Origin of the sequence: Brevundimonas sp. (genome assembly GCF_013912065.1) — a bacterium.
In the GTDB taxonomy this organism is placed as follows: domain Bacteria; phylum Pseudomonadota; class Alphaproteobacteria; order Caulobacterales; family Caulobacteraceae; genus Brevundimonas.
Genome location: NZ_JACESA010000001.1, coordinates 180,981 through 207,493 on the forward strand (window position 1 = coordinate 180,981; position 26,513 = coordinate 207,493).

The following is a 26,513-nucleotide window of genomic DNA, read 5'->3' on the forward strand; positions in this document are numbered from 1 at the left end:
GTTCCCGTGTTTGATGTGCCGCGTACCGCCGGGTCCCATCCCCGGCTCGTTCTGGGCGCCCTGGGGGCGCTGATCCTCGGCGGCGCGGTCTGGGCCGGGATCGCCACGGCCACCCGGCCCCCGAGCGACGCGGTCCAGATCGCGTTGCGTCCTGCGGCTCCACCCCGTCCGCCGCTTGTGGTGGTCGAGGATCTGCCGCAACTGGCGGCGCGCCTGGATCGCGAAGCCGCCGCCGGGCGATTCATGGGTGCTGTCCTTGTCGCAAAGGGGGATCGGGTCCTGTTCCGCCAGGTCTATGGCGAGGCCGACCGGGAACAGAACCGCGCGATGAAGCTGGATTCCCGCTTCCGCCTGGCTTCGATCTCGAAACAGTTCACCGCGACGGCGATCCTGCGCCTGCAAGACGAAGGCAGGCTTCGCGTCTCGGACCCTGTCTGCCAGTGGATCCAGCCGTGTCCGAAGGCTTGGGAGCCTGTGCGGATCAGCCATCTGTTGTCCCACACCTCGGGCATTCCCGACCTGATGGCCCGACCCGGCTGGGGGATGCGGCGTACGACCCCGGCGACCCTGGCCGAACTGACCGAGGACTCGAAACGGTTCGGCCTGCAGTTCGCGCCGGGAACCAAGGTCCGTTACGACAACGCCGGCTTCAATCTGGCGGCGGCCATCGTCGAGAAGGCCAGCGGCAAGCCGTTCGAAACCTATATGCGCGAAACCTTCTTCAAGCCTCTGGGCATGAAGGACAGCGGGCTGGATCTGGACGGCGGGGACCACAGGGTGATCATGGGCTATGCTCACTTCCCCGCGGGCCTGGCCCCGCAGCCGAACGCCAACACCTCGATCGTGGCTGGAGCGGGCGCCGTCTATTCTACGCTGGACGATCTGCTGGTGTGGCAGAGGGCGCTGCACCGGGGCGAGCTGCTGAAGCCGTTCAGCTATCAGCAGATGCTGGCCGATCATGCGCCGGAAAATACGCCGAAGGAGCGCGGGCATCCGCGCCGCGACTGGGGCTACGGAATCTTTTCGAACCGGCTGGGCGATCAGGTTCGGCCCAGTTTCCAGGATCGCCAAATCTATCACACCGGCAGCTGGGGCGGGTTCCGCAATCTCATGCTCTATCAGCCAGAGGCCGATGTGACGGTGATCGTGCTGTCGAACAATTATCATCTGCGCGACCAGGTCTTCCTGATCAGCCAGCAGGCGATGGCCGAGGCCCTGGGCCGCGAGTTCCCGACGACGCTGGACCGATAGGTCCACGCTGGCGGCGTGGCGCAAAAAAGAGGGCGCCAAACGCGCCAAAGGCGCCAAACCTGCCAAACGCGCCATCCGTCAGTCTCTCCATCAACGGCTCCAGTCTAAGGGCGTTTGAGGGAGTGGTGAGGTGAAGGGTGAAAACGGGGCGCAAAGCCTTGCGCCGCCGTAGTCGGGATGGGTGGGAAATAAATCTGGACCGTCAGACCGGCAGCATCGACCCCGTGTCGATGAACCTCTGGTGCCAGGACAGGGCCTCGTTCAGCAGGTGGGGCGACTGCAGGCCGTAGGAGCCCTTCAGCGCCCGCTCGTAATAGTCAGTCAGGCCGTCGCGGTATTTCGGGTGGGCGCAATTGGCGATGATCAGACGGGCCCGCTGTTTCGGCGACAGGCCCCGCAGATCGGCGAGCCCCTGTTCGGTGACGATGACCTGGACGTCCTGGGTGATGTGATCGACGTGGCTGGCCATGGGAACGATGGCCGAGATGGCGCCGCCCTTTGCCGTCGAGGGGGTCACGAAACAGGAGATGAAGGCGTTGCGCGAGAAGTCGCCCGAGCCGCCGATGCCGTTCTGGATACGGGAGCCCATCACCTGGGTCGAGTTGACGTTGCCGTAGATGTCGGCCTCGATCAGGCCATTCATGGCGATACAGCCCAAGCGACGGATCAGTTCGGGATGGTTCGAGATTTCCTGGGGCCGCAGGATGATCTTGCCCCGGAACTGCTCCATCCGGCTGTTCATGTCCGCCGCCGCCTCGGGGCTGAGCGAAAAGGCGGTAGCCGAGGCGACCGTGAGCTTGCCGGCGTCCAGCAGGTCCAGCATCCCGTCCTGGATCACCTCCGTATAGGCGGCCATACGCTCGAACGGACTGTCCATCAGACCCGCCAGCACGGCGTTGGCGACATTGCCGACGCCGGATTGCAGCGGCAACAGGGCGGACGGCAGTCGGCCGACCTTCACCTCATGCTTGAGAAATTCGATCAGATGGCCGGCGATGGCGCGGGCGGTCGCGTCGGGCGCGGCGAAGGGCAGGTTGCGGTCGGGGGCGTCGGTTTCGACGATGGCGACGATCTTGTCCGGATCGCAGCGGAAGGTCGGCTGGCCGATCAACTGTTCGGGTCGGGTCAGCGGAATGGGCACGCGGTCGGGCGGCAGGGCGGTGCCGTAATAGATGTCGTGCATCCCCTCCAGCGCCGGGTTCTGCCAGGCGTTGACCTCCAGGATCACCCGCTCGGCCCGGTCGAGCCAGGTCTTGTTGTTGCCGATGGAGGAGGAGGGGACGAAGGTTCCGTCGGCGTTGATGGCCGAGACCTCGACCACGGCGGTGTCCAGCGGCCCCAGCACCCCCTGCCAGACGACCGGGGCCAGCTGGCTGAGGTGCATGTCCAGATAATCCATCTGGCCTGAGTTGATCTTCTCGCGAGCGATGGGATCGGAGTTGTAGGGCAGGCGGCGTTCGATGCCGTCCGCCTTGGCCAAGGCGCCGTCCAGCTCGGGGCCGGTGGAAGCGCCGGTCCAGACGTTCAGTCGAAATTTTTCGCCCGCCTCATGGGCCGCCTCGATCCGCTGGGCCAGTGCCGGGGGCACTCGCTTGGGATATCCGGAGCCGGTGAAGCCGCTCATGCCCACGGTCGAGCCGGCGGGGATCAGAGCGGCCGCGTCCTCGGCCGACATCAGTTTGGAGCGCAGGGATTGGCTGCGGATACGCGACATTGAGGTCTTCGGGTTTGCGGCCGGGGAGAGGCCTGAAGGTCGTTGGGGTTAAGCGGGGTCGCCAGGCTGATCCATTCGACCTTGGTCGAGGGTGGGCGAAACATCCATGATCTCCATCAAAAGAAGACCTTGGCGAATGGAGGCCTTGGATCAGGAACGCCGGGCGCGACGGTGGGTTAGCGAATGACCGATAGAAAGGAGCGCCGATGAAAGCCCTGATCCTGAACTGCACCCTGAAACCCTCTCCGGCGACGTCCAGCACCGAGGCCCTGGCCCAGGTGGTGATCGACGAACTGGCCAGGGGCGGGGCCGAGACCGAACTGGTTCGTCTGGTGGACCTGAACCTGAAGCCGGGCGTGGCGACCGACGAGGGCGAGGGGGATGACTGGCCCTCGGTTCATGAGAAGATCATGGCGGCGAACATCCTTATCTTCGCCACCCCGACCTGGGTCGGCCAGATGTCCAGCGTCTGCATGCGGGCGCTGGAGCGTATGGACGCCCTGTTCGAGGAGACCGACCACAGCGGTCGCCCGGTCGCCTTCGGCAAGGTCGCCGGCATCGTCATCACCGGCAACGAGGACGGCGCCCACCATATCGTCGCCACCGTGTCCCAGGCCCTGATCGACATGGGGTTCACCATCCCGGCCCAGAGCTGGACCTACTGGCACCTCGGCCCTGGCGCGGGACCGGACTATGTCGAGACCGATCAGGGGCACGATTATTCGGACCGGGTCGGACGCAATGCGGCGCGGAATGTGATGGCCCTGGCGAAGGTGCTGAAACCGGACACCTATCCGGTTCCCGAAAGCTGAGAACAGGACTAGAACAGCGGCATGATCGCCGCCCTGCTCACCGTTCTGGTTCTTCAATCCCCGCCGCCGCTGGCGGCGATGGTCCCCGCGCGAGACGACAGTGTCGGCATCGCTGCCCAGCGCGGGGCCGACGAGGCGGCGGCGACTCTGGATCGGATGCACCAGGCGGCTGCGGACGCGGACGGCGCGACCTATTTCGCCCAGTTCAGCGACGGCGCCCGTTTCGTCGGGACCGACGCCTCAGAGCATTGGGATATGCCAGCGTTCAAGGCTTATGCCGAGCCGGTCTTCGCAAAGGGCCAGGGCTGGACCTATCGGCCGCATGATCGGACCCTGATCATCTCCGGGGACTTCGCGTGGTTCGATGAGAAGCTGGAGAACGATGCCTACGGCGCGCTTCGTGGATCCGGGCTGCTGAGGCGGACCGGTCCGGGAGAGATCTGGAAGATCGAGCAATATGTGCTCAGTTTCACGGTGCCGAATGATCGGACCGAAGCAGTTGTCGACGCCATCAAGTCCGCGCCTGTCGACTGATGGATTTTCAGGAAGAGGCTTTCGTCCTGTCGGCGCGCGCCCATGGCGACACCGGCGCTGTGGTGGATCTGCTGACCGAGAGCCACGGTCGGCGCGCCGCCTATGTAGCGGGCGGGGCGTCGCGCAAGATGCGGCCGTTCCTGCAGCCGGGCGCGCGGGTCGTCGCCGACTATAGGGCGCGGACCTCGGATCATTTGGGCGGGGCGCGGCTGGAGCCGATGGGCGAAGGGCCCAGTGCGCTGTTTGACGACGCCTTGGCCCTGACTGGTCTGGCTGCCGCGTCAGGCGTGGCCCAGGGCGCCTTGCCGGAACGCGAGCCGCATCCGGGCGTCTTCCTGGCCTTCGAGGCCCTGATGAGCGCCTTCGCCTTACCGGAGGTCTGGCCCGCCATCTTCGTGCGGTTCGAGGCGGGACTGCTGGAAGACCTCGGGTTCGGGCTGGACCTGTCGAAATGCGCGGCGACGGGGACCGCCGACGACCTGATCTATGTCAGTCCTCGCACCGGCCGGGCGGTCAGCCGCGAGGCCGGCGCGCCCTATGCCGACAAGATGCTGGCCCTGCCGCCCTTCATGCTGGGCGCGCAAGCGGGACTGGTCGAGGGTGACGTCAAGGCCGGGCTCGACCTGACCGGCCATTTCCTCGAGCAGTTCGTCTTCCACCCGCAGAACAAGCCTCTGCCGCCCGCGCGGGTGTGGATGCTGGACAAGCTGGCGGAAGCCGGACGGCTTTAGCGCCCGGCTAGAAGATCAGGGTGGCGATGCCGATCTCGCCGCCCGGCGTATAGCTGATCTGATAACCTGCAAGCAGGGCGAGTTGGTCTTCCGTTTCCGGCGAGAAGAACAGACCCACCGAAATCTTGCCGGCGGCGTCCAGGCCCATCCGCATTCCACCGCCCAGCTTCCAAGTATCGTAGCGAAGCCCATCGACGAAGCCTGCCCAGTTTCGCAGCGACTCGCATTTCAGCTCGACGACGATCTCGTCCGCCGCGGGGTTTTCGAAGGGATTGTTGACCAGCAGATCGGCGCGTCCGCCGTCGGGATAGACGCGAGCCTCGCGTTCTATCCAGCTGTCCTCGACATTGGCGTTGATATAGCCGGCGATTTCGGCCTGCGCCCAGGCTTCCCATCCCCCTGCCAGAGGCCAGACCAGTCTTATTCTGTCGACGTTGGCGGCGGCCCATTGGGAGACCAGGGTCACGAAGTCTGCGGTTGACATCGGCATCTGAGCTATTCCTGATTTGAACGCCGCATGCGGCGACTGATCTGGGGGCGCTGTGGGTTCGGACCTGGTCTTTCGCCCGTCCGCGACGAGATGGAGCAGGGCCAGGCTGAGCATTCTCGTCATGAATGAACTCCTTGTTTTCACGGCCCTTCCGCGTCTCAGCCGCGTCCCGGAAGACTGCGACGCGTCGGATGGTGTCCCGAAGGCCAGACGCGGTCGGAAGGCGTCTGTGAAAGAGCGGGCAGCGTTTCGTTCACTCAAGGCGAGTTAAAAAATCAATCTGTAGTCGTTCACACAGGGGTGCGTCGGGCGTCATGGCTATCGGGGGTCGCCTTCAACGGGGCCATGCGACCTTCGAGCCACCGGCCTCAATCCAATGGAAGGAGACAACTCATGGCTATTCCGACACCCGTGAACGGTCAGATCACCGACGCCGTCACCCAGGCGAATGTGAAGGTCCTCGGCGACGCCCCGGCGATGGCCATGGGCGCGATCTACCAGTCGCTGGCCCACTCGACCGGCATTCTCTACGAAAACGCCACCTCGTCGCAGCAGCAACTGGCGATCGCCGCCCAGGCCGCGACCAATCAGGGCGTGATCCAGATCTACAGCGTCGACACCATGGCCGGCGCCGTGGCGACCTCGAAGATCGCCCAGTCCGACACGCCCGACAACATGCTGGCCCTGCTGACCGCCCTGCGCGCCGTCGGACCGTCGGCCGCCGTCTCCTGACGCTCAACCCACAACAAAGAAGGACTTGAGACATGGCGCTTCCCACACCCGTCAACGGCATGATCACCGACGCCGTCACCCAGGCCAACGTGAAGGTTCTGGGCGACGCTCCGGCTATGGCCATGGGCGCGATCTACCAGTCGCTGGCTCACTCGACCGGCATTCTCTACGAAAACGCCGCCTCGTCGCAGCAGCAGCTGGCGATCGCCGCCCAGGCCGCGACCAACCAGGGCGTGATCCAGATCTACAGCGTCGATACGATGGCCGGCGCCGTCGCGGCGAGCAAGATCAGCCAGTCGGACACGCCCGACAACCTGATGTCGCTGTTGACCGCCCTGCGGGCTACGGCGGTCTGACGCCGATGCGTTCGGCGACGCCAGCGCGCGTCGAACGGCCAGACCTTGACTGCCGCGGCGGGAGACTGGAGCCCGCCGCGCCCACCCCTGGAGGACGACCGTGGCCGAGGCGAACGAAAAGAAGCCGGCGAGCGAAACCGGACGGACCAACCTCGGCGATTATGAGGAAGTCCTGAAGCTCGCCATGGAGCTGAGCCGGAATCCGGCGACGGCGCCCATAGCGGAATCTGTGGCCAGCACCCTGCTGACCGTTATCGGTTCCGGCCCAAGCTTCGCCGCGATGCAGAGCCTGGTCGCCGCCAATCAGGCCAGCGGGATGATGTATCACAATGCGGTCGCCAACCAGCAGACCACCAACATCCTGGGCATGGTGGCGACCATGAACTGCGTACAGGCGCTGATGGACAAACCGTCCGTCGTTCCCTGGCCCGACATAGGTCCGCGTCGCGAGGAGCCGTTCGAATGACACGAGAAGAGAAGCATATCAGGGAAGACGAGCGACTGGAGCGCTGTCGGGACGACACCCTCCTGTTTTGCGCAGGGGCCGGGGTCTGCAACGCTGGTCTCATAACCCTTATGGCCTCCGCGGACGCCTTCGCGGCCCGGCTCGCCGCATCGACGCAATATGCGTCAGAGCTGTCGACTTTGCAGCTTCGCCAACTCGCCTTGAGCCTGGCTGATATGCAGCCGTCGCGCACCGCCAGGACCACCGAGGTGGGGGTCCGTTCGGTGTCGCGGGTCACGCGCGAACCATCGTCGGCGTTCTACGGCGCGCCCGTCGTCACTTGAATTTCCAGAGGGAGGAGGCGTCGTCATGACAGAGACCGTCAATGCGCAAATCACCGACGCCGTCACACAGACCAACGTCAAGGTGTTGGGCGAGGGACCGGCGGAGGCCGTGGCCATCTCGGTCCAGGCGCTCGCGCACGCCACCAGTCTGTCGGTCGAAAACGCCAGTCAGACCCAGGGCGGGATGCAGCAGATCAACAACGCCGCCGTCGGCGCTCTGATCGCCAAGATTCTCGAAATTCCGGTTCCCTGAGCCATGGCCTATCCGACCGCCGTCAACAGCCAGATCACCGATGCGGTGACGCAGCAGAACCTGATGGTTCTGGGCGCGGCCTCGACGATCGCCATGGGCTCCATCTACCAGAGCGCCGCCCATTCGACGGCGATCGTGTTCGAGAACGCCGTCCAGGCCCAGCGCCAGGCTTCGATCTGCGCTCAGGCCGCCACCAACCAGGGGGTGATGCAGGTCTACGAAGTCGGCGGGATGGTCTCGGCCATCGCCACGACACGGATCGCTGGGCGATCGGCTGCGCCCAGTTCGCTCGAAACCGCCCTCGTCCTGCTCGTCGCCCTTAAACTTCTGAACCTCTAGAATCGTCAGGATCTGAACCATGGCCGCCGACACGCCCGTCAACTCGCAGGTCACCGACGCGGTCACCCAGACCAACGTCAAGGTGCTGGGCGAAGCGCCGGCCCAGTCGATGGCCCTAGTCTATCAGAGCATGGCCCATTCGATCTCGCTGGCCATGCAGAACGCCCAGCAGGCGCAGGGCGGCCTGCAGCAGATCGGCAACGCCGTGACCTCGAGCGCCGTCACCATGATCATGAACGCGGCGCAGAAATAGCGCCTGCCTCTGAAACGAAAGCCTTCGCGCCGTGACCGATCCGACCGTCAACACCCAGATCAAGGACGCCGTCCAGACCTCGACCAACTGGGCGCTGGGGTTCGCGCCGCTGGAGAACGGCACGCCGTCCAGCGCGACCCGGGTCTCGGCTGGGGGCGTCATCGCCTATGACAAGGCGACCCAGGCCGCAGCCCTGTCGGTTCAGGACGCGGCCGACTACCAGCGCAACGTAATGTCGATCAGCACCACCGTCCAGGGCAAGGCCATGGCCATGATGCTGGCTTCGGGCGGCATGAGCGAACCCGCCCTGATCGCCTACGCCATGGCTTTGGTCAGTTCGTTCGCGGCGCCGATCGCGGCGGGTCTTGCGGCGGAATCCGTCACCAAGGCGGTCGAGTCCTTCCCCAGAAACTGAACCCAGAAACAAGGAGCATGCCATGTCCCGATTGACGGTGTTGAAGACCAGCGAAGCCCAGGCGGTTGTTTATGAGGCGGAGGCGCTGGAAAGGGAAACGCGACGCGAAACCGAAAGATGGCAGTGTGACGCCCAGGATCTGCCGACCAGTGAACGGTTCGAGGAAAGCCAGGCGCGGTACTGGGAGCTGCGCGAGGCGGCCGGGGTCGTCGTGGACCTGCTGTATCGCATGCAGGAGCCGTTGCGGACCGATCCCTATGCGATCTGGGCTGCCAAGATGATGGGCAAGGCCAAGACGCTGCTGACCGAAATCGAAGACGGCCAACTGGTGGAGAAAATCTCGCTTGTTCCGGCTTCGTCGGAAAAGGAATGAGCCGGAGGGGCGCGCGCCATGACTGAAGATCAGCCCTCCACCGATGAAGCCCCATCAGGGGAAGCGGGGTCGTTCAAGGATCCCGTCGTCCTGGCGGCCCAGAGGATGGTCGTCGAGATATTCGCCATGGCCACGGCACAGTTTCCGGAGCTGTTGAAAACCCAGACGCCGGCCGGCGCCGAGGTCCAGAAATTCACCGACGCCATGCTGGTTCAGCTGCAGGCTCAGGTGACGCGGGCCCTCGGCGTGGGGCCCGACGATGACGGAGAAAGCAAGACGTGAGCGACGCCCAAGGCGCAGCCGGACGCCATCTCTATGATTCCATCTCAGAGCAGAAGCATGCGGTCGTGGACGGCTTTGCCGATCAGCGCGAGGTTCTGAAACGCGCCGTAGCCGACCAGAGGCTGTCGGCTATGCCGGAAGAAATGCGCCGCGCGGCGATGGGTCCGTCCGCTCAGGTCAGTCTCGAAATCGTCGAGGCGCTGCGCGGCATCATCACGCGGGAGGTCACTCGGCAGTTGGATCTGGCCATCTGCGCTATGATCGACCAGGCGGCCAGAGCGCCGGCTAAGGACGTGACGGCCGGCGAATAAACGCCAGAAGGCCAGATTATTTTCGCAAACCCTGCGTTCCAAGCTTCACAAAAATCAAAAATACCCGTCTAAGTTGTATCAGTGAATGTGTCGGCTTGATATGCGCGCGTTGACCGAGGTCAGACGCGGCCGGGGCGACTGCATCCGCTGACTGCCAGGACGCTGTGCGCGGGAATAGGCCCCTTTCGTCGACCAAGGGCCGGTCCGCCGCCGCGGGGGAGTGACGGATATGAATGTCTTCCGGCTGTTTCCGGAAATAGAGGGGCAAGAGGAAAAAGAGTCGGAGGCCGCTGAAACGCGGGTTGCGCCGGTTGGGAAAGCGCGTCGCTCCTTCCCAAGCCCCAAGGCTTCACGCTCTCCGACCCCAGTCGAGGTCCTGGCCAGGGCCGCCCAGGGCCGAGGCGGCGGTCGGTTCGTCGGCGCAGCCATGACGCCCGCCGCGGTGATCGCGCGCTCCCTCGACCGGCCGCCGGGTCTGGACGCTTTCTGGGCGATCTGGATGGCGCATCAAAACACCCTGCGGCAACGAAGCCTTCGCCTGTCCGGCGGAAACCGCGCCGACGCCGAGGATGCGCTGAGCGCGGCCATGGTTCGCGCGGCCCAGGCCTTTGGTCGGCAACCGGTTCAGAATCCCGGCGCCTGGCTGGTGCGAATTCTACACAATACCTGCATGGATCAGCATCGGCGGAACGCTCATCGCATCCCGATCGAGACGGACGACGCCGACCTGCCGTCGCCGTCCCCCGCAGCTTGGGTGAAGGCGGCGCCGTCGCCCGAAGAGGCCTTGTCGCAGCAAGAGAGCGAGGCGGCCTGGAACCGGGCGATGAGCGCCTTGCCCGCGAGCCTGGTCGAACCCCTGCGGCTTCATCTGGACGACTGGAGCGACGAACGGATCGCCGCTCATCTGAACATCAGCCGAGAACTGGTGCGCAAGCGGCGTCAACTGGCCAAGAACCGGCTGCGGTTGCTGTTGGACCTCTAGCCGAAAGTGAAGGCGAAGACCTGGACGCCGGGGTCGAGGAATTCGATCTCGAAATTGCGTTCTCGCACCGGGCCGGACTGACGGACCAGTTGATACAGACGCTGCTGGTCGATTCGGCCCATGCCCTGGGCGTCGATATCCGATCCGGCGTCCGCGCCGGGCGCCTGTCCGTCGATCAGGACGCGGAATCGAGGTGTCCCGCCGGTCGTCCCCGGACCCATGACCAGATGAAGGTCGCGGGCCTTGAAGCGGAACGAGACCCGGCCGCCCGCCGCCGCCAGCTCGGCGTGTTCGCGCGTCACGCGCCAGCGACCGACCAGGCTCCAGTCGTTCAGGTTCAGCGGGCTGGCGACATAGGCCTTGACCGCATCGCGGGCGAAGCCGCCGGGCGAGCGGAAATTCTCGGCCCGAGCATAGCCGACATAGGTCTCGGGAGAGCCTAGCTGGCCCATGTCGGCGGCGGCCTCGGCGCCCTGAGCCTGAACCTGAACCAGATTGTTTGAAACCCGCGCCGCCCCGGCCTCAGTCAACAGTTGCTGGATGACGCGTTCGGACCCCTCGTAGTCGCCTTCGCCGAAGTGATGGTGGCGGATCCGGCCCTTTGCATCGATGAAATAGTGGGCGGGCCAGTACTGGTTTTTGAAGGCGCGCCAGATGGCGAAATCATTGTCCATGGCGACCGGGTAGTCGACGCCGAGGCGACGGATCGCGTCACGCACATTGGCTTCTAACTTCTCGAAGGCGAACTCGGGCGTGTGGACGCCGATCACCACCAGGCCCTGGTCCTTGTACTTCTCGGCCCAGGCGCGGACGTAGGGCAGGGCGCGCAGGCAGTTGATGCAGGAATAGGTCCAGAAGTCGACGACCACGACCTTGCCGCGCAGCTGTTCCGGCGTCAGGGGCGGCGAGTTGATCCATGTCGTGGCGCCGGTCAGGGGCGGCATCTGCCCCTCGACCGGCAGGTTGGCGAGGTCAGTGGGGGCGGCGTTCATCGGTGCGCCGCGTCCGATGGTCGTCAGCAGCGCCTGTTCCAGCCGACCTGTGCTGCCGGCCGAGATCCGCGTCAACAGGCCGGTATCCAGCCCCAGGCCGATGGCGACCACGCCGATCAGGACCAGGGCGCCGAGCCCGCGACGAAGCCATTCGCCGGCGCCCAACGCCCCCTTCATCGCCTTGAAGACCCGGCCTCCGACGACCAGGGCGAGGGCGAGCGAGGTGGCCGCGCCCAGGGCATAGGCCAGCAGCAGGACCGTCGTGCCCACGCCCGCCCCCTGAAGCGCGGCGCCGGTCAGGATGACGCCCAGGATCGGCCCGGCGCAGGGCGCCCACAGCAGGCCCGTGGCCACGCCCAGCAGGAGAGAGGCGCGGACGTCGCCTTGATCGCTCGACTGGCGCTCGGCCCTCTCGGTCAACCAGGAACCCAGGACCACGAAGGGGCGCATCAACCGATCACCGACCGACGGGATCAGCAGACTGAGCCCCAGCACCGCCATGACCGCAAGAGCGATCCACCGGCCGACCTCGTTGGCGCGAACCGCCCATCCGCCGCCCAGGGCCGCCAGGGTCGCCACCCCGGCGAAGGTGATCGCCATGCCGACCAGCAGCGGGAAGCCGTTGCGGATGAAAGGGCGGTCGGCGCGGGCGAAGACGAAGGGCAGGACCGGCAGTATGCATGGGCTGACGATGGTCAAGGCGCCAGCGAGATAGGACAGCAGAAAGAGGATCATTGAGCGGCCTGACGTGACGGAGGTCCTTCACATACGAAGGAAGTCGGCGTTCGGTTACCCTCCACCGCAATATCTCCCACAGATAGACGCCCTGTCGTGCGCCGCAGGGGCTAGACTTCCGGCTTCCCATCCCCGATTCGCTGGCCCATGACGATCCACGCTCCGCCGCCGGAAGGCGGCCGTATCATCGACGAGCCGATGGAGACGGCCCTCAGCCGTCGCTATCTGGCCTACGCCCTGTCGACCATCACCAACCGCGCTCTTCCCGACGTGCGCGACGGGTTCAAACCCGTGCACCGGCGCATCCTGTACGCCATGCACCAGATGCGGCTGAACCCGCAGGCGGCGGCGCGCAAATGCGCCAAGGTCGTCGGCGAGGTCATGGGCGGCTATCACCCGCACGGCGACGCCTCGATCTATGAAGCCCTGGTGCGTCTGGCCCAGGACTTCGCCCAGCGCTATCCGCTGGTCGACGGACAGGGCAATTTCGGCAATATCGACGGCGATAGCGCCGCGGCCATGCGCTATACCGAGTGCAAGCTGACCCCGGCCGCCGTTCTGCTGCTGGACGGGATCGACCAGGACTCGGTCGATTTCCGCGCCACCTATGACGATCAGGACGAGGAGCCGATCGTCCTGCCGGCCGGCTTCCCCAACCTGCTCGCCAACGGCTCGTCCGGCATCGCCGTGGGCATGGCCACCTCGATCCCGCCGCACAATGTCGGCGAACTGATCGACGCCTGCCAGATGCTGCTGGACCGGCCCGAGACGACGACCGCCGAGCTGGTGCAACTGGTCCCCGGACCGGACTTCCCCACCGGCGGCGTCGCCGTGGAGGGCCATGCAGCCATTCTGGACGCCTATGAGACGGGCCGGGGCGGGGTGCGGCTGCGCGCGCGCTGGGAGACCGAGGATCTGGGGCGCGGCGTGTGGCGGATCATCGTCACCGAGATGCCGTACCAGGTGCAGAAGTCGCGCCTGATCGAGGCGCTGGCGGACCTGATCGAGCACAAGAAGGCGCCGCTGCTGGGCGATGTGCGCGACGAGTCGGCCGAGGACATCCGCCTGATCCTCGAGCCCAAGAACCGCACCATCGAACCTGAGATGCTGATGGAGAGCCTGTTCAAGCTCTCCGATCTGGAAGTCCGTTTCCCGATCAACATGAACGTGCTGGATGCGGACGGCACGCCTCGGGTCATGGGGCTGAAGGCCTGTCTGAGGGCCTTCCTGGATCACCGGCGCGAGGTGCTGAACCGGCGCTCGCAATGGCGGATCGCGCGGGTCGAGAAGCGGCTGCACCTGCTGGAAGGCCTGCGCGTCGTCTTCCTCAACATCGACGAAGTGATCCGCATCGTCCGCGAGGAGGAACAGCCCAAGGCCGTGCTGATCGCGCGCTTCGGCCTGACCGAGGTCCAGGCGGACTTCATTCTCGACACCCGGCTGCGTCAGTTGGCGCGTCTGGAAGAGATGACGATCGAGAAGGAGTTCAAGGAACTGTCGGAAGAACTGGCCAACCTGCAAGCTCTGACGTCCTCGGAAGGCAAGCAGTGGAAGGCCATTTCCAAGGAGCTGGAGGCGGTGCGCAAGGCCCTGATCTCGCCGCGCCGCACGACCATAGCCGACGCCGTGGACACGTCCGCCTTCGTTGCGCCCGAGGCCTTCATCCCGCGCGAGGCGATCACCGTCATCCTGTCGGAGCGTGGCTGGATCCGGGCCGCCAAGGGCAAGGTGGAGGATCCGTCGGAGCTGAAGTTCAAGGAAGGCGACCAGCTGGCCTATCTGGTGCCGGCCTATACGACCGACAAGCTTCTGGTGGGAGCGTCAGACGGGCGTATCTTCACCATCGGGGCCGACAAGCTGGCGTCCGGTCGGGGGCATGGCGAGCCGCTGCGGCTGATGATCGATCTGGACGAGAAGGCCGAAATCATCAACGTCCTGGCGCACCAGCCGGGCGGGAAATTGTTGATCGCGTCGAAGGCCGGATATGGGTTCATCGCGCCGGAGGACGATACGCTTGCGCAGAAGCGGGGCGGCAAACAGGTGCTGAACGGTGAGATGCTGGCCATGCTGCGCGTCAACGGCGATCACGTCGCCACCATCGGCGAGAACATCAAGACCCTGATCTTCCCGCTGGCCGAGCTGCCCGAGATGGGCCGAGGCAAGGGCGTGCGCCTTCAGAACTTCAAACAGGGCGGCCTGGCCGACGTGACCCTGTTCAACGCCGAACAGGGGCCGGAATGGGCCGACGGCGGCGGGCGCCGTCGCAACTGGCCCGACTGGAAGGACTGGCTGGGCAAGCGCGCCGGGGCCGGGCGTCAGGGCCCCAGAGGCCTGAGAAAGTTCCGCTAGGCGGCCTCGCGTCGCCTAGTCTTCCAGTCGCATCCAACCCAAGGGCCGCAGAACCTCCATCGGGCGGAAGCCGGACTTGTAGTCCATCTTGTCCGAACCCTGGACCCAGTAGCCCAGATAGACGAAGGGCAGGCCGACCTGGGCCGCCTGGCGGACATGGTCGAGAATGGCGAACCGGCCCAGGCTGCGGCGCTCCAGGGTCGGATCGTAGAAGCTGTAGACCATCGACAGGCCGTCCTTGAGCAGGTCGGTCAGGGTCACGGCCACCAGGTCGCCGGGGCCGCCGTCGACGGACGGCAGGCGGTACTCGATCAGATGGGTGCGGACGGCCGTATCCTCGACCATGGCCACATAGTCGAGCCAGCCCATGTCGCTCATCCCGCCGGTCGGATGGCGGGCGGTCAGATAACGGCGCAGCAGCTGAAACTGTTCGGTCGTGGCTTCGGCCTCGACCAGACTGCGGGACAGGTCGTCGTTGCGGCCGAGGACCTTGCGCTGGGAACGGCTGAAGGCGAACTCCGGCACGGGCAGGCGGACGGAGATACAGGCGTCGCAGGCTTCGCAGGCCGGGCGATAGGCGATGTTCTGGCTGCGGCGGAATCCGGCGACGGTCAGTTCGTCGTTGACATGGGCGCCGTCCGAGAAGGGCAGATTGGCGAAAACCTTTCGCTCGGTCCTGCCCGGCAGATAGGGACACGGGGCCACCGACGTCATGAAAAACCGGAGCTGTCGTGTCGGAACGTGCTGCGTCACGGCTCTATGTCCGCATCCCATCTGGCCAATAATACGACAGCTGAACGCCCATGCAGCGATTTGGCGTCATTCTTCGAATGGCCGCAAGCGCGTTCGCGCCACAGCCGAGCGAGATCATAGGGATGTATCCATCGGCAGGACCGGCGCCTCGCGCAGCAGGACGATGGCGATCCGGCGGTTGCCGGCCAGGCTAGGGTCGTCGGGATAGAGGGGGTCGGACCCCGCCTTGCCGGCGACGGAATAGACGCGGTCGGCATCGACCCCGGCGCCCTGTAGCACCAGGCGCGACCCGTTGGCGCGTTCGGACGATAGACCCCAATCCGCCGGCGCGCTGGCGCGGTTCGATCCGGGCGTGGCGCTGGTATGGCCGGTGATAGAGATGCGGTTGGGCAACTGGTTGATGACCTTGGCGATGGCGCGCAGCAGGACCTGGGCGCGCGCGTTCGGCCGGGCCGAATTATTGTCGAACATCGAGCGGCCCTCCTGGTCGACCAACTGGATGCGCAGGCCCTCGGGGGTCTGATCGACGATCATCTGTTTCGACACTTCGGCCAGTTCCGGCATCGACTGCATGGCCTGGCGCAGGGATTCGGCCGCGCTGGAGAACTCGGCGGCCTCGCGCTTCTGAATTTCCGCTTGAAGCGCGGCCTCGCTGGCCGACGAAAGATCGGCGCTGACACCGGGGTCGCGCGCGTCGGCGGGGGCCTCGGGCGCAAGCTGTTCGATCACCGATTGGGAGCCGGAGCTCTTGGGACCGTCGTCGCCGAGCGCGGTGCCGCCGAGAATGCCGCCGGACCCGGAGGTGGTCTCGGACACGCTGGCCGGGGCGAAATAGTCGGCGATGCCCCGCTTCTGCTCGGGGTCGGTCGTATTGATCAGCCACATCAGCAGGAAGAAGGCCATCATGGCGGTCACGAAGTCCGCATAGGCCACCTTCCAGGCGCCGCCGTGGTGACCCCCGCCGGAGACTTTCTTGACCTTCTTGATGAGGATCGGACGATCGCTCACGGACATGGATGCTTACCCCGAGTATGACGCCTCATCCTGAGGCACCAAGGTTAACCGGGCGTTGAGCCTGAAGCCGCGCCTTGAAGCGCGGGGCCGTGCGGCCTAGAGCGAAATCGGCTGAGCTGGACGCAGTCCAACTCAGCTCAGATTTCGCTCCAGCATTAATCTGGAGCCTGATTCACGGCATCAGTGGAATCGCGAAGCGATTCCACCTCAGCCGATCAGGCTCTAGTCCGATGTTCCGGATCAAGGAGTTCAGAGATGAAGATCGCATTCGCCGGCCTGGGCGTCATGGGCGCCCCGATGGCCCGCCATCTGGTGGACGCCGGCCACGACGTCGTCGGCTACAACCGCACTCCGGCGAAGGCCCAGGCGTGGGCCGCCGCGACCGGCGGTCGACATGCCGCCACCGTGGCCGAGGCGGCGAAGGCGGTCGAGCTGTTCATCCTGTGCGTCGGCAATGACGACGACGTCCGCGCCGTCGTCACCGAGGCGCTGCCGCATCTGGCGCCGGGTGCGGTGATCGTCGACCATACGACGACCTCGGCCCGCGTGGCGCGCGAGATGGCCGATCTGGCCGCAGGGCAGGGGCGCTGCTTCATAGACGCGCCGGTATCGGGAGGACAGGCCGGGGCCGAGAACGGTCAGCTCAGCGTCATGGCGGGCGGGGATGCGGCCGCCCTCGCAACGGCCGAACCGACGCTGAAGTCCTATTCCAAGGCGATCAAACACATGGGACCGGCGGGATCGGGGCAGTTGACCAAGATGGTCAATCAGATCGCCATCGCCGGAGTGGTTCAGGGTCTGGCGGAGGCGGTGCATTTCGCCCAGGTCGCGGGCCTGGACACCGACGCCGCCTTTGAGGCCGTGTCCAAGGGAGCGGCGCAGAGCTGGCAGATGGACAATCGCTGGAAGACGGCGGCGAAAGGCGAGTTCGAATTCGGTTTCGCCGTCGACTGGATGCGCAAGGACCTGGGCCTGGTGCTGGACGAGGCGCGGTCGAACGGCGCGCGCCTGGCCCTGACGGCCCTGGTCGACCAGTTCTACGCCGAGGTCCAGGCCATGGGCGGAAATCGCTGGGACACCTCCAGCCTGGCGGCGCGACTACAGGCCCGCGACTGAGGCTTACAGTCGTCTATACATGATGTGCAGTCCCACGAGGCCGTGGGTGGGGTGGTCGAAGGCTTCGGGCGTTGTGCCGATGATATCGAACCCCAAGGCGCGCCACAGGGCCACCGCATGGGCGTTGGTCTCGACCACTGCGTTGAACTGCATGGACCGGAAACCGGCGTCGCGGGCGACGGCAAGGGCGGTCTCCCCAAGCCGGCGGGCAACGCCGCGCCCTCGAGCCTCAGGCGCGACCATGAAGCTGCCGTTGGCGACGTGGGCGCCGTTTCCCTGCTGGTTGGGGACGATCTTGGCCGCGCCGAGCACCCGACCGTCCTCGATCGCGACCAACGTCCCGCCCGGCGGAGGCGGCGTCCACAGGGCGCGAGCCGCCGCCTCGGTCATGTCGATCGGATAGGCGTAGGTCTCGCCCGCGCGGACTACGGCCTCGATGATCGGCCACAAGCCCCGCCAATCATCGTCGGTCGCGGGGCGAATAATCAGGGCGGCGATCAGGCCTTCTCCCACCCCTTTTCGGCCGCCCAGACGGCGAAGGCGTAGTCGTGGGCGACTTCCTTCAGATAGTCGAACCGGCCGGCCGCGCCGCCGTGCCCGGCCTCCATATTGATCTTCAGCAGCACCGGCTTGCCCGAGGTCGTCGCGGGCCGCAGCTTGGCGACCCATTTCTCGGGCTCCCAATAGGTGACGCGCGGATCGGACAGGCCGCCGGTCGCCAAGATGGCCGGATAGGGCTTCGGCCCGACCTGATCATAGGGACTGTAGCTCATCATATAGTCGTAGGCCTCGGGATCCTCGATCGGGTTGCCCCATTCGGGCCATTCCGGCGGCGTCAGCGGCAGGGAGGTGTCGCTCATGGTGTTGATGACGTCGACGAACGGCACCTGGCCGATGACGCCGGCCCACAGGTCTGGCCGCATATTGTTGACGGCGCCCATCAGCAGGCCGCCCGCCGATCCGCCCTGGGCCACGATGTTTCCGGAAGCGGCGTAGTTCCGGTCGATCAGGTGTTCGGCAGCGGCGATGAAGTCGGTGAAGGTGTTCTTCTTCGTCATCCGGCGCGCGTCCAGGAACCAGCCCCAGCCCTTGTCCGATCCGCCCCGGACATGGGCGATAGCGTAAATCCAGCCGCGATCGACTAGCGACAGCCGGTTGGTCGAGAAGCCGGCCGGCATCGGAATGCCGTAGGAGCCGTAGCCGTAAAGCAGCAAGGGCGCCGAACCGTCGACCGGCGTGGACTTGCGGCGCAGAACCGTGACCGGCACCAGCTGTCCGTCGGAGGCGGGGGCGTTCAGCCGCTCGACCACATAGTCGGCGATGTTATGGCCCGACGGGATTTGCTGAGTCTTGCGCAGGGTCCGTTCGCGCGTCGCCATGTCGTAGTCGAAGGTCTGGGTCGGGGTGGACGGCGAGTTGTAACTGTAACGTGTGTTGGTGGTCTCGAACTCGGAGGCGCCCGACAGCGACAGGGCGAAGGCCGGTTCGTCGACCGCGATCTCGTGCTCGGCTCCGGCGCGGTCGCGGATGATGATCCGGGTGTTGGCGTCGGCGCGTTCCTGGCGGGCCATATGACTATGGGTCAGGTCGAGCCCTTCGATGAAGCGGCCCGGCGTGTGGGACACCAGATCGGTCCAGTGGGCCTTGCCCGGGGTCTCGGTCGGGGCCTCGACGATCTTGAAGTCGACCGAGTCGTCGGCATTGGTGCGGATCACCCAGCGGTCGCCCCAGTGGTCGGCGTCATAGCGGAGAGCCACCACGCGCGGTTCCAGCACGACCGGCGTCGCGGTCGGGGTCGAGGCGGGGATGTAGCGGGCTTCGCTGGTTTCCTGGTTCTGGATGCCGATGACGATGAACCGGTCGTCGGCGGTGCGGCCGACGCCGATGAACATGCCGTCGTCCTCTTCCTCATAGACCAGGGTGGTCACGCCGCCCTTGGCGGGACGGCGGAAGATCTTGTCGGGCCGGCCGTTGTCGTCGCGATTGGTCCAGAAGATCCACTGGCTGTCGGGCGAGAAGGTGAAGTCGCCGGTGGCGTTCTCGATCGCTTCGGGAAGAACGGCGTCGGTCGTCAGATCCTTCACATAGATCTTGTGGACCTCGGACCCCTGGGCGTCCTCGGCATAGGCGAACAGGGCGTGGTCGGGACTGTGGGAGGCGGCTGAGACTTCCGAATAGGCCTTGCCCTCGGCCAGAACGTTTGCGTCCAGCAGGATCGTCTCCGCCCCGCCGCCACGCGGCCGGCGGCAATAAAGCGGATGCTGATCGCCGGTGTTGTAGCGGACATAATAGTCCCATGCGCCGTCCGGTGCGGGGACGGAGGAATCGTCCTCCTTGATGCGGCCGCGCATCTCCGCGAACATCTCGGCCTGGAGGGGCAGGGTGGAGGCCATCATCGCCTCGCGATAGGCGTTCTCTGCGGTCAGATGTTCCTTGACGTCGGCCTTGATCAGGGTGGGATCCTTCAGCACGGCCTGCCAGTTGTCATCCTTCATCCATTGATAATCGTCGGTCCGCGTGCGGCCGAGTTGTTCGATGACGACGGGGATTTTCTTGGCGACGGGCGGCTGAGGCATCGAGGCTCCGGGACTCTGGACGGACTTGGAAAGGGCGGGAGACGCCGCAGCGACGGCCGTCGCTGCGGTGGAAAGGATCAATTGGCGACGGTTCATTGTCGGAGCCCCCGATATTTGGATGACCGGACCTTGTGCGTGGCCTATGGGCGACGTCAAATGAAGAAAAGTCGGGGAAGCGCTTTCCATTGATGTTCGACCTTCAAACCCAGCCGACCCCCTATGTCGAGGCGGCGACGACCGAATCACGTCCCGCCTGGGATTTCGCCGTATCCCTGATCAGCGCCACGGTGCAGATCGACCAGCCCTCCGGCGATGGAACACGGACCGTCGGCACCGGCTTCCTGCTGAACGCGCCCCGGCCCGACGGTTCGCCGCGCATCGTCCTGGTCACAGCCGACCATGTGCTGGAGCGAATGCCGGAGCGGGAGGCGCGGATCGGCTGGCGCACCGAACTCCCGGATGGAGGCTGGCGGTTCGACCCCCAGCCCCTGACCATCCGCGACGCCGCCTCCGACCCGTTGTGGGTCAAGCCGGCTGACCGGGACGTCGCCGTGATGGAGATACAGGCGCCGGAAACCTTCGCCCGCGCCGCCATTCCGATGGCCTGGCTGGCGGACAAGGACACCTTCGACGCCGCCGAGGTAGGACCGGGCGATGACATGCAGTCGCTGGGCTTTCCGCGCGGCCTGTCCGCAAATCGCGCAGGGTTTCCCATTCTCCGCGTCGGGCGGATCGCGTCCTGGCCCCTGACGCCGATCAGCGCCTTCCCGACCTTCCTGCTCGATTTCGCCGTCTTTCCGGGAAATTCGGGCGGGCCGGTCTTCTGGACGCCCACCCCGCGCCGTGCGGGCGAGCCGGAGACGCCGCGACATCCCTACGTCGCCGGCGTGCTGACCCAGGAGGTCATCGTGCAGGAGGAACGGCTGGGAATCGGCGTGGTGGTCCACGCCGACTATATCCGCGAGGCCGTCGCCGTTCTCGATCGGCAGGCCGCGCCGGCTCCCTGATCGGGCGCCTAGCCGGCCAGGGCGGCCGGCGTCAGCCGTCGCAGCAGATCGCCGCCCTGTCCCACGGCCGCCAGACGGCTGGAGACATGGCCCAGCACATTGGCGGCATAGACTTCGTACAGGTCCAGCTTGCCTTGCAGCCAGGCCGGGTCGCCGTCGTTCGCGTCCAGTTTGACCTTGGCCGCCAGTGCGCCCTTGGCCAGCATCCAGCCGCCGACGACGTCGCCCAGCAGCTTCAGATAGGCGTCGGCGGCGGCCAGGACATCCGCAGCGGCCGCCGGGTCAGCCTTGCGGTCCAGCAACCATAGCGTGGCGTCCACGACCGCCTCGATCCCGGTCGCGAAGCGTTCGATCGGTTTTCCGGAATAGAGAACGGATAGGTCCGCCAAGGTGACTTTCATTTCGGCGATCAGCGCCTTGGCTGCTTCGCCTCCATCCATCGAAAGCTTGCGGCCGACCAGATCCATGGCCTGGATGCCGTTGGTGCCCTCGTAGATCGGGGCGATTCGAGCGTCGCGATAATATTGGGCCGCCCCTGTCTCCTCGATGAAGCCCATGCCGCCGTGCACCTGGACGCCCATGGAGGCGACTTCGCAGCCGACATCGGTGGACCAGGCCTTGGCTATGGGGGTGAACAGGTCCTCGCGGGCCTTCCAGCGACGACGCTCCTCTTCCGTTCCGGCATGGCGGGCCAGGTCGGCGGCGACCCCGGTGGACAGGCAAAGGGCGCGGGCGGCGGAGGTCTTGGCCTTCATCACGCCCAGCATGCGGCGCATGTCGGGATGATCGAAGATCGGGGAATTGGCCTCGCCGGTCCAGACGGAACGGCCCTGACGCCGGTCCAGGGCATAGGCCAGGGCGTGCTGATAGGCGCGCTCGGCGATGCCGACGCCCTCGACGCCGACGGCGAGGCGGGCGGCGTTCATCATCACGAACATATGGGCCAGGCCCTCGTTCGGCCGACCGACCAGTTCGGCGCGGGCGCCTTCATAGCTCATGACGCAGGTAGGGGAGGCGTGGATGCCCAGCTTGTGCTCGACCCCGACGGGACGGAAGGCGTTACGGTCGCCCAGGCCGCCGTCGTCCTTGACCTCGAACTTGGGCGCCAGGAACAGGCTGATGCCCTTGGGTCCTTTCGGCGCATCGGGCAGGCGGGCCAGGACCAGGTGGATGATGTTGTCCGTCGCGTCGTGATCGCCCCAGGTGATGAAGATCTTCTGGCCGTTCAGCGCATAGGTCCCATCACCATTCGGGGTGGCGGTCGCGGTCAGGGCGCCCAGGTCCGAGCCCGCGCTCGGTTCGGTCAGGACCATGGCGCCGGTCCATTCGCCGCTGACCAGCTTGGTCAGATATTTGGCCTTCTGTTCCTCGGTCCCGACCTGTTCCAGCGCCTCGATGGCGGCCAGCGACAGCATGGGGCACAGGCCGAAGGCCATGTTGGCGGAATGGACAGTCTCATAGGCCGCCAGCTCCAGCGCCTTGGGCAGGGCCTGTCCGCCGGACTCGACCGGCGCCGACAGGCCGGTCCAGCCGCCCGCGGCGAACTGGCGGTAGGCGTCGGCGAAGCCGGGCGCCGCCGTGACCGCGCCGTTCGCATAGACGGAGCCTTGCTGATCGCCGATCCGGTTCAGCGGGGCCAAGACCTCTTCGGAGAACTGCCCGGCCGCCTCGAGCACCGCGCCGGCTACGTCAGAATCATAATCCGGGAAGGCGCCGGTGGCGACGACGTCGGCCATACCGGCGACCGCCTCCAGGGTGAAGGCCAGATCACGAACGGGTGCGCGGTAGCTCATGGGTTTCCTCAATGTCCTTTCCGGCCTAAGTGCCTCGCCGCAGCCCCCTATCGCAAGGGACTTGGCGGGCGGACCTCAGTCGTTGCACAGTGACGCCATGCCGTCAGGGAAGGGAAGTCGTCATGGCCGAACCGCGCAACCGCTATTCGCCGGTGTCTTTGGCTCTGCACTGGATCATCGCCCTGGCCATCCTGGCTCAGGTGCTGCTGATCACGGCGCATGAGAACACCGAGGGCGCCCTGTCGGGTCAGTTCGTCATGCTGCACAAGTCGCTCGGGATCACCATCCTTGTGCTGACCCTGGCGCGGATCGGCTGGCGGCTGGCGCATCCGGCCATTCCCTTGCCCGCCGAGATGCCGCGTTGGGAAAAGCTGGCGGCCCGTGCGACCCATGTGCTGTTCTATGTCATCCTGATCGTCATGCCGATGTCGGGCTGGCTGGCCTCTTCGGCGGCGAGCCGCGACTTCGCCTGGTTCGGCCTGTTCGACTGGCCTCTGTTGCCGGTCGGCGGCGGTCGCGAGACCGCCGCGCGGTTCATGAATGTCCATGGTCTGGTTGTGAAGGGACTGTATGTCCTGATCGGCCTTCATGTGCTGGCGGCGCTGAAGCACCAGTTCATCGACCGCGACAATGTCCTGCACAGGATGATCCCGCTGATCCCGCGCCGACCATGAGCGCGCGGTCTGGCGATACGCCCGATCAGGCGGCCACGGCGCTGAGGCGCGGCGAACTGATCCTGCTGCCGACCGAGACCGTTTATGGGCTGGGAGCGGACGCCTCCAATCCAGCTGCGGTGGCAGCGATCTTCGAGGCCAAGGGAAGACCGCGCTTCAACCCCCTGATCGCACACGTTGCGGATGCCGCTGCGGCCGAGACGATCGGGGTGTTCGATGAAAAGGCGCGGACCTTGGCCGAGGCTTTCTGGCCAGGTCCGATGACGCTTGTCACGCCAGTACGCGACACGCGACGCGTCTGCGACCTGGCTCGCGCCGGTCTCGACAGCGTCGCCATCCGGGTTCCTGGACATGCAATGGCGCGGGCTGTCCTGTCGGCCTTCGACGGGCCGGTCGTGGCGCCATCGGCCAATCGATCCGGGCGGCCAAGCCCGACGAATTTCGCCGACGCCGTCGAGGAGACGGGGTTTGCGGTTACGGCGGCGGTGGACGGCGGATCCTGCGCCGTGGGGCTGGAAAGCACCGTCGTTTCGATCCTGGATGGTCGGGTGGCGCTGCTACGGCCGGGCGCCGTGACGCGGGCCGAGATCGAGACGCTGGTCGGCCCTCTGGCGGACAGCGGGGAGGGCCACAGGTCGCCGGGACGGCTGGCCGCGCATTACGCCCCGGAGGCGCCGGTCCGCATAGACGCCCACGCGGCGCGAGACGGCGAGATATTGCTGGGCTTCGGCCCCGGCGTCGGGGATCCGCGCTGGAGCCTCAGCGTATCAGGCGATATGCAAGAAGCCGCTGCCAACCTATTCAGATTGTTCAGAGAAGCGGATCGAACCCAGCCGGCCGGCATCGCCGTGTCCCCGGTTCCGACACAGGGTCTGGGCGAGGCGATCAACGACCGTCTGCGCCGCGCCGCCGGCTTCGTCGGCTAGCCGAACCGGGCCGGGAGATCGACGCTGGACTCGCGCCCGACGCTGGGCAGACAGGTTGCCAGCCAGTCTTCGGCCGCCGCCCGACCGCGCGCCTTCAGATCGTTGAGGAAGCTCCATTCGGTGTTGAATTTGGAACGCAGCGACAGGTCGGACAGCCAGCCGTCCGCCTCGATCGCGTGCAGCCGCACGTGGCGATAGGGGCCGCTGCCGCCGCCCTTGAGCTGACCCTGGGCGATCATCTCGCCGGCCAGGGCGATGGCGCGCAGTTCGGCGATCAGAGGGGCGTTGAAGACGATTTCGTTAAGCCGGTCCACGATGTCCCCGGCGCCGCGAGGCGTCTCGTCGCGGACCATGGGGTTCAGGGTGACCAGCAGGACGTCGTCGGGCGTATCGTCGCCGGTCAGGGGCCATAGCGGCGGATTGGTCAGGTAGCCGCCGTCCCAATAGGGTTCACCGTCGATCTCGACCGCCTGGAAAAGGTGCGGCAGGCAGGCCGAGGCCATCAAGACGTCTGCGTTGATCTCGCCGGCCTCGAAGATGCGGGCCCGAGCCTGACGGACGGCGGTGGCGGCGACGAAGAGCTTGATCTCCGAGGCCTGGACGGCGTCGAAATCGACCGCTGTCCTTAGAACCCGTTTCAGAGGATTGTGGTTCAGTGGATTGAATTCATATGGGCTCATCGACAAGGCCAAGGTCTCACCGGCGCGCCAGAAGGGATTGTCCTTGATCCAGTCCGGGGCCTGGGCCGGGTTCCACATGGCGCTGTCGCCGAAGACATTGCGGCCGCCCGACTGATTGATCTCGCGCCAGAGCTTGTCCAGCGCCGCGCGAGCGTCACCGGCGGCCAGGCCCGAGACCAGGGCCGCCCCATTCATCGCCCCGGCCGAGACACCCGAGATGGCCCGGATGTCGAGACGGCCGTCTTCCAGCAGCCGATCCAGAACCCCCCACTGGAAAGCGCCGTGCGCCCCGCCGCCCTGAAGAGCCAGGCAGAGGGGACGGCGCGCCGACGATACGGGGGCGAGGTTCGCCAACTCGGCGGTCTTGCGTCTGAAGATCGCCATGCCGCAGCCCCCGTTTTCAGTCGTCTATTGGGCGGTCCAGCCGCCGTCGATGGAGAAGCTGGCGCCATTGGCCGAGGCGCCGAGATCACTGACCAGATAGAGGAACAGGCCCACCAACTGGTCGGTCGTCACGAACTGTTTGGTCGGCTGGGCCGCCAGGATCACGTCGTGCAGCACCTGCTCCTTGGAGATGCCGCGGGTACGGGCCTGATCGGCGATCTGTTTCTCGACGATCGGGGTCTCGACGAAACCGGGGCAGATGGCGTTGCAGGTGATATTGTCTTGCGCCAGCTCCAGCGCCGCCGTCTTGGTGAAGCCTATCACCCCGTGCTTGGCGGCGACATAGGCGGATTTGAACGGACTGGCGACCAGACCATGCGCGGAGGCCATGTTGATGATCCGGCCGCGTCCCTGGGCCTTCATGATCGGAATGGCCGCCCGTGTGGCGTAGAAGGCCGAGGACAGGTTGATGGCGATGATCTGTTCCCACTTGTCGGTGGGGAATTTCTCGATCGACTCGACGTGCTGAATACCGGCGTTGTTCACCAGAATGTCGAGACGGCCGAACGTATGCCGCGCGAAGCCCACCATGTCGGCGATCTCCTCGCCCCGGGTCATGTCGGCGGCGTGGTAGCGGACGCGGCCGCTGGACGAGGCTTCGAGTTCGGCGCGGGTGCGTTCGATCTCGGCAGGATCGCCCAGACCGTTCAACACGACGTCGCCGCCACGTGCAGCCACGGCGCGGGCCAGGGCCAGGCCGATGCCGGAGGTCGACCCGGAAATCACCGCGACCTGACCCTTCAGGTCGCCGATGTCGCGAAACTTCGGTGTTTCGCCATGGGCGGCGGCGCCGCTCTTGGATGACTTAGCCCACTGGAACATGGATCCGCCCTTTGT

30 protein-coding genes and 1 pseudogene are annotated in these 26,513 nt (G+C 66.0%); 21 read left to right on the top strand and 10 right to left on the bottom strand.

Going from position 1 to position 26,513, the window contains the following annotated elements; all coding sequences use genetic code 11:
• The first annotated feature begins 15 nt into the window (after positions 1-15).
• Positions 16-1,251, top strand: a complete 1,236-nt coding sequence (locus H2037_RS00870) for a serine hydrolase domain-containing protein (protein ID WP_292116416.1) — start codon at positions 16-18, stop codon at positions 1,249-1,251.
• 202 nt (positions 1,252-1,453) lie between these two features.
• On the opposite strand, the gene H2037_RS00875 is transcribed toward H2037_RS00870, so the two are convergent.
• Positions 1,454-2,965 carry an acetyl-CoA hydrolase/transferase family protein gene (locus H2037_RS00875; protein WP_292116419.1) on the bottom strand — a complete coding sequence of 504 codons (1,512 nt, stop codon included), beginning with the start codon at positions 2,963-2,965 and terminating at the stop codon, positions 1,454-1,456.
• Between the two features lie 206 nt (positions 2,966-3,171).
• On the opposite strand from H2037_RS00875, the gene H2037_RS00880 reads away from it, so the two are divergent.
• The 3 genes from H2037_RS00880 to recO are packed head-to-tail and all read left to right on the top strand — an operon-like array spanning position 3,172 to position 5,042.
• Complete coding sequence (locus tag H2037_RS00880; RefSeq protein ID WP_292116423.1) at positions 3,172-3,777, top strand: flavodoxin family protein; 606 nt, start codon at positions 3,172-3,174, stop codon at positions 3,775-3,777.
• 21 nt (positions 3,778-3,798) lie between these two features.
• The gene (locus tag H2037_RS00885) at positions 3,799-4,311 is read left to right on the top strand and encodes a nuclear transport factor 2 family protein (protein WP_292116425.1); all 513 of its coding nucleotides are present in this window, start codon (positions 3,799-3,801) and stop codon (positions 4,309-4,311) included.
• Complete coding sequence (gene recO, locus H2037_RS00890) at positions 4,311-5,042, top strand: DNA repair protein RecO (RefSeq protein ID WP_292116428.1); 732 nt, start codon at positions 4,311-4,313, stop codon at positions 5,040-5,042. Before H2037_RS00885 ends, recO begins: the two co-directional genes overlap by 1 nt.
• Positions 5,043-5,049: 7 nt before the next feature.
• Here the strand turns inward: recO and H2037_RS00895 are convergent, their stop codons facing one another.
• Positions 5,050-5,532 (bottom strand): hypothetical protein, encoded by a 483-nt coding sequence (locus tag H2037_RS00895; RefSeq protein WP_292116431.1) that lies wholly within the window; start codon positions 5,530-5,532, stop codon positions 5,050-5,052.
• Between the two features lie 393 nt (positions 5,533-5,925).
• On the opposite strand from H2037_RS00895, the gene H2037_RS00900 reads away from it, so the two are divergent.
• The 12 genes from H2037_RS00900 (at position 5,926) to H2037_RS00955 (ending at position 10,617) form a co-directional block, all read left to right on the top strand.
• Positions 5,926-6,264: a RebB family R body protein gene (locus tag H2037_RS00900; protein WP_292116433.1), complete on the top strand. Its 339-nt coding sequence runs from the start codon at positions 5,926-5,928 to the stop codon at positions 6,262-6,264.
• Between the two features lie 32 nt (positions 6,265-6,296).
• Positions 6,297-6,620, top strand: coding sequence for a RebB family R body protein (locus H2037_RS00905; protein ID WP_292116436.1), 324 nt, complete (start codon positions 6,297-6,299; stop codon positions 6,618-6,620).
• A gap of 100 nt (positions 6,621-6,720) precedes the next feature.
• Entirely contained in the window at positions 6,721-7,086 is a 366-nt protein-coding gene (locus H2037_RS00910; RefSeq protein ID WP_292116438.1) for a RebB family R body protein, read from the top strand.
• Positions 7,083-7,409 carry a hypothetical protein gene (locus H2037_RS00915; RefSeq protein WP_292116441.1) on the top strand — a complete coding sequence of 109 codons (327 nt, stop codon included), beginning with the start codon at positions 7,083-7,085 and terminating at the stop codon, positions 7,407-7,409. The genes H2037_RS00910 and H2037_RS00915 overlap by 4 nt, the downstream gene beginning before the upstream one ends.
• A gap of 25 nt (positions 7,410-7,434) precedes the next feature.
• Positions 7,435-7,662 (top strand): RebB family R body protein, encoded by a 228-nt coding sequence (locus H2037_RS00920; RefSeq protein WP_292116444.1) that lies wholly within the window; start codon positions 7,435-7,437, stop codon positions 7,660-7,662.
• A 3-nt stretch (positions 7,663-7,665) separates the two neighbouring features.
• Entirely contained in the window at positions 7,666-8,001 is a 336-nt protein-coding gene (locus H2037_RS00925) for a RebB family R body protein (RefSeq protein ID WP_292116447.1), read from the top strand.
• Between the two features lie 19 nt (positions 8,002-8,020).
• Positions 8,021-8,254 (top strand): RebB family R body protein, encoded by a 234-nt coding sequence (locus H2037_RS00930; RefSeq protein WP_008262209.1) that lies wholly within the window; start codon positions 8,021-8,023, stop codon positions 8,252-8,254.
• A 31-nt stretch (positions 8,255-8,285) separates the two neighbouring features.
• Entirely contained in the window at positions 8,286-8,669 is a 384-nt protein-coding gene (locus H2037_RS00935; protein ID WP_292116451.1) for a hypothetical protein, read from the top strand.
• Positions 8,670-8,691: 22 nt separating this feature from the next.
• The gene (locus H2037_RS00940) at positions 8,692-9,042 is read left to right on the top strand and encodes a hypothetical protein (RefSeq protein ID WP_292116453.1); all 351 of its coding nucleotides are present in this window, start codon (positions 8,692-8,694) and stop codon (positions 9,040-9,042) included.
• Positions 9,043-9,060: 18 nt separating this feature from the next.
• The gene (locus H2037_RS00945; RefSeq protein ID WP_292116456.1) at positions 9,061-9,324 is read left to right on the top strand and encodes a hypothetical protein; all 264 of its coding nucleotides are present in this window, start codon (positions 9,061-9,063) and stop codon (positions 9,322-9,324) included.
• Complete coding sequence (locus tag H2037_RS00950) at positions 9,321-9,635, top strand: hypothetical protein (protein WP_292116458.1); 315 nt, start codon at positions 9,321-9,323, stop codon at positions 9,633-9,635. Before H2037_RS00945 ends, H2037_RS00950 begins: the two co-directional genes overlap by 4 nt.
• A gap of 427 nt (positions 9,636-10,062) precedes the next feature.
• Positions 10,063-10,617 carry a sigma-70 family RNA polymerase sigma factor gene (locus H2037_RS00955; RefSeq protein ID WP_292116461.1) on the top strand — a complete coding sequence of 185 codons (555 nt, stop codon included), beginning with the start codon at positions 10,063-10,065 and terminating at the stop codon, positions 10,615-10,617.
• Here the strand turns inward: H2037_RS00955 and H2037_RS00960 are convergent.
• Positions 10,614-12,344 (bottom strand): cytochrome c biogenesis protein DipZ, encoded by a 1,731-nt coding sequence (locus tag H2037_RS00960; protein WP_292116464.1) that lies wholly within the window; start codon positions 12,342-12,344, stop codon positions 10,614-10,616. The two genes, H2037_RS00955 and H2037_RS00960, sit on opposite strands and share 4 nt — an antisense overlap.
• Before the next feature lie 147 nt (positions 12,345-12,491).
• On the opposite strand from H2037_RS00960, the gene parC reads away from it, so the two are divergent.
• Positions 12,492-14,693 (top strand): DNA topoisomerase IV subunit A, encoded by a 2,202-nt coding sequence (parC, locus tag H2037_RS00965; RefSeq protein WP_292116467.1) that lies wholly within the window; start codon positions 12,492-12,494, stop codon positions 14,691-14,693.
• On the opposite strand, the pseudogene H2037_RS00970 reads toward parC, so the two are convergent.
• Positions 14,640-15,446 (bottom strand): annotated as a pseudogene (locus tag H2037_RS00970) (arginyltransferase); the annotation flags it as partial. The gene parC and the pseudogene H2037_RS00970 overlap by 54 nt on opposite strands.
• Before the next feature lie 114 nt (positions 15,447-15,560).
• Positions 15,561-16,460: a flagellar motor protein MotB gene (locus H2037_RS00975; RefSeq protein ID WP_292116473.1), complete on the bottom strand. Its 900-nt coding sequence runs from the start codon at positions 16,458-16,460 to the stop codon at positions 15,561-15,563.
• A 255-nt stretch (positions 16,461-16,715) separates the two neighbouring features.
• On the opposite strand from H2037_RS00975, the gene H2037_RS00980 reads away from it, so the two are divergent.
• Positions 16,716-17,576 (top strand): NAD(P)-dependent oxidoreductase, encoded by an 861-nt coding sequence (locus H2037_RS00980; protein ID WP_292116476.1) that lies wholly within the window; start codon positions 16,716-16,718, stop codon positions 17,574-17,576.
• Between the two features lie 3 nt (positions 17,577-17,579).
• On the opposite strand, the gene H2037_RS00985 is transcribed toward H2037_RS00980, so the two are convergent.
• Together H2037_RS00985 and H2037_RS00990 are read right to left on the bottom strand one after the other, a co-directional pair.
• On the bottom strand, positions 17,580-18,089 hold the full coding sequence (locus H2037_RS00985) for a GNAT family N-acetyltransferase (protein WP_292116479.1): 510 nt from the start codon (positions 18,087-18,089) through the stop codon (positions 17,580-17,582).
• A complete protein-coding gene (locus tag H2037_RS00990) occupies positions 18,074-20,248 on the bottom strand; it encodes a S9 family peptidase (protein ID WP_292116482.1) in 2,175 nt (724 codons plus the stop codon). The genes H2037_RS00985 and H2037_RS00990 overlap by 16 nt, the downstream gene beginning before the upstream one ends.
• Before the next feature lie 92 nt (positions 20,249-20,340).
• Between H2037_RS00990 and H2037_RS00995 the strand changes: the two genes are divergently transcribed.
• Entirely contained in the window at positions 20,341-21,159 is an 819-nt protein-coding gene (locus tag H2037_RS00995) for a serine protease (protein WP_292116485.1), read from the top strand.
• Positions 21,160-21,167: 8 nt separating this feature from the next.
• Here H2037_RS00995 and H2037_RS01000 read toward each other — a convergent pair whose 3' ends face one another.
• A complete protein-coding gene (locus tag H2037_RS01000) occupies positions 21,168-22,952 on the bottom strand; it encodes an acyl-CoA dehydrogenase (RefSeq protein WP_292116488.1) in 1,785 nt (594 codons plus the stop codon).
• Positions 22,953-23,074: 122 nt separating this feature from the next.
• Between H2037_RS01000 and H2037_RS01005 the strand changes: the two genes are divergently transcribed.
• A complete protein-coding gene (locus H2037_RS01005; RefSeq protein ID WP_292116491.1) occupies positions 23,075-23,626 on the top strand; it encodes a cytochrome b in 552 nt (183 codons plus the stop codon).
• Complete coding sequence (locus H2037_RS01010) at positions 23,623-24,552, top strand: L-threonylcarbamoyladenylate synthase (RefSeq protein ID WP_292116494.1); 930 nt, start codon at positions 23,623-23,625, stop codon at positions 24,550-24,552. The genes H2037_RS01005 and H2037_RS01010 overlap by 4 nt, the downstream gene beginning before the upstream one ends.
• Here the strand turns inward: H2037_RS01010 and H2037_RS01015 are convergent.
• Positions 24,549-25,616 (bottom strand): patatin-like phospholipase family protein, encoded by a 1,068-nt coding sequence (locus tag H2037_RS01015; RefSeq protein WP_292116497.1) that lies wholly within the window; start codon positions 25,614-25,616, stop codon positions 24,549-24,551. The two genes, H2037_RS01010 and H2037_RS01015, sit on opposite strands and share 4 nt — an antisense overlap.
• A 24-nt stretch (positions 25,617-25,640) precedes the next feature.
• Positions 25,641-26,498 (bottom strand): 3-hydroxybutyrate dehydrogenase, encoded by an 858-nt coding sequence (locus tag H2037_RS01020; RefSeq protein ID WP_292116501.1) that lies wholly within the window; start codon positions 26,496-26,498, stop codon positions 25,641-25,643.
• Positions 26,499-26,513 lie beyond the last annotated feature (15 nt).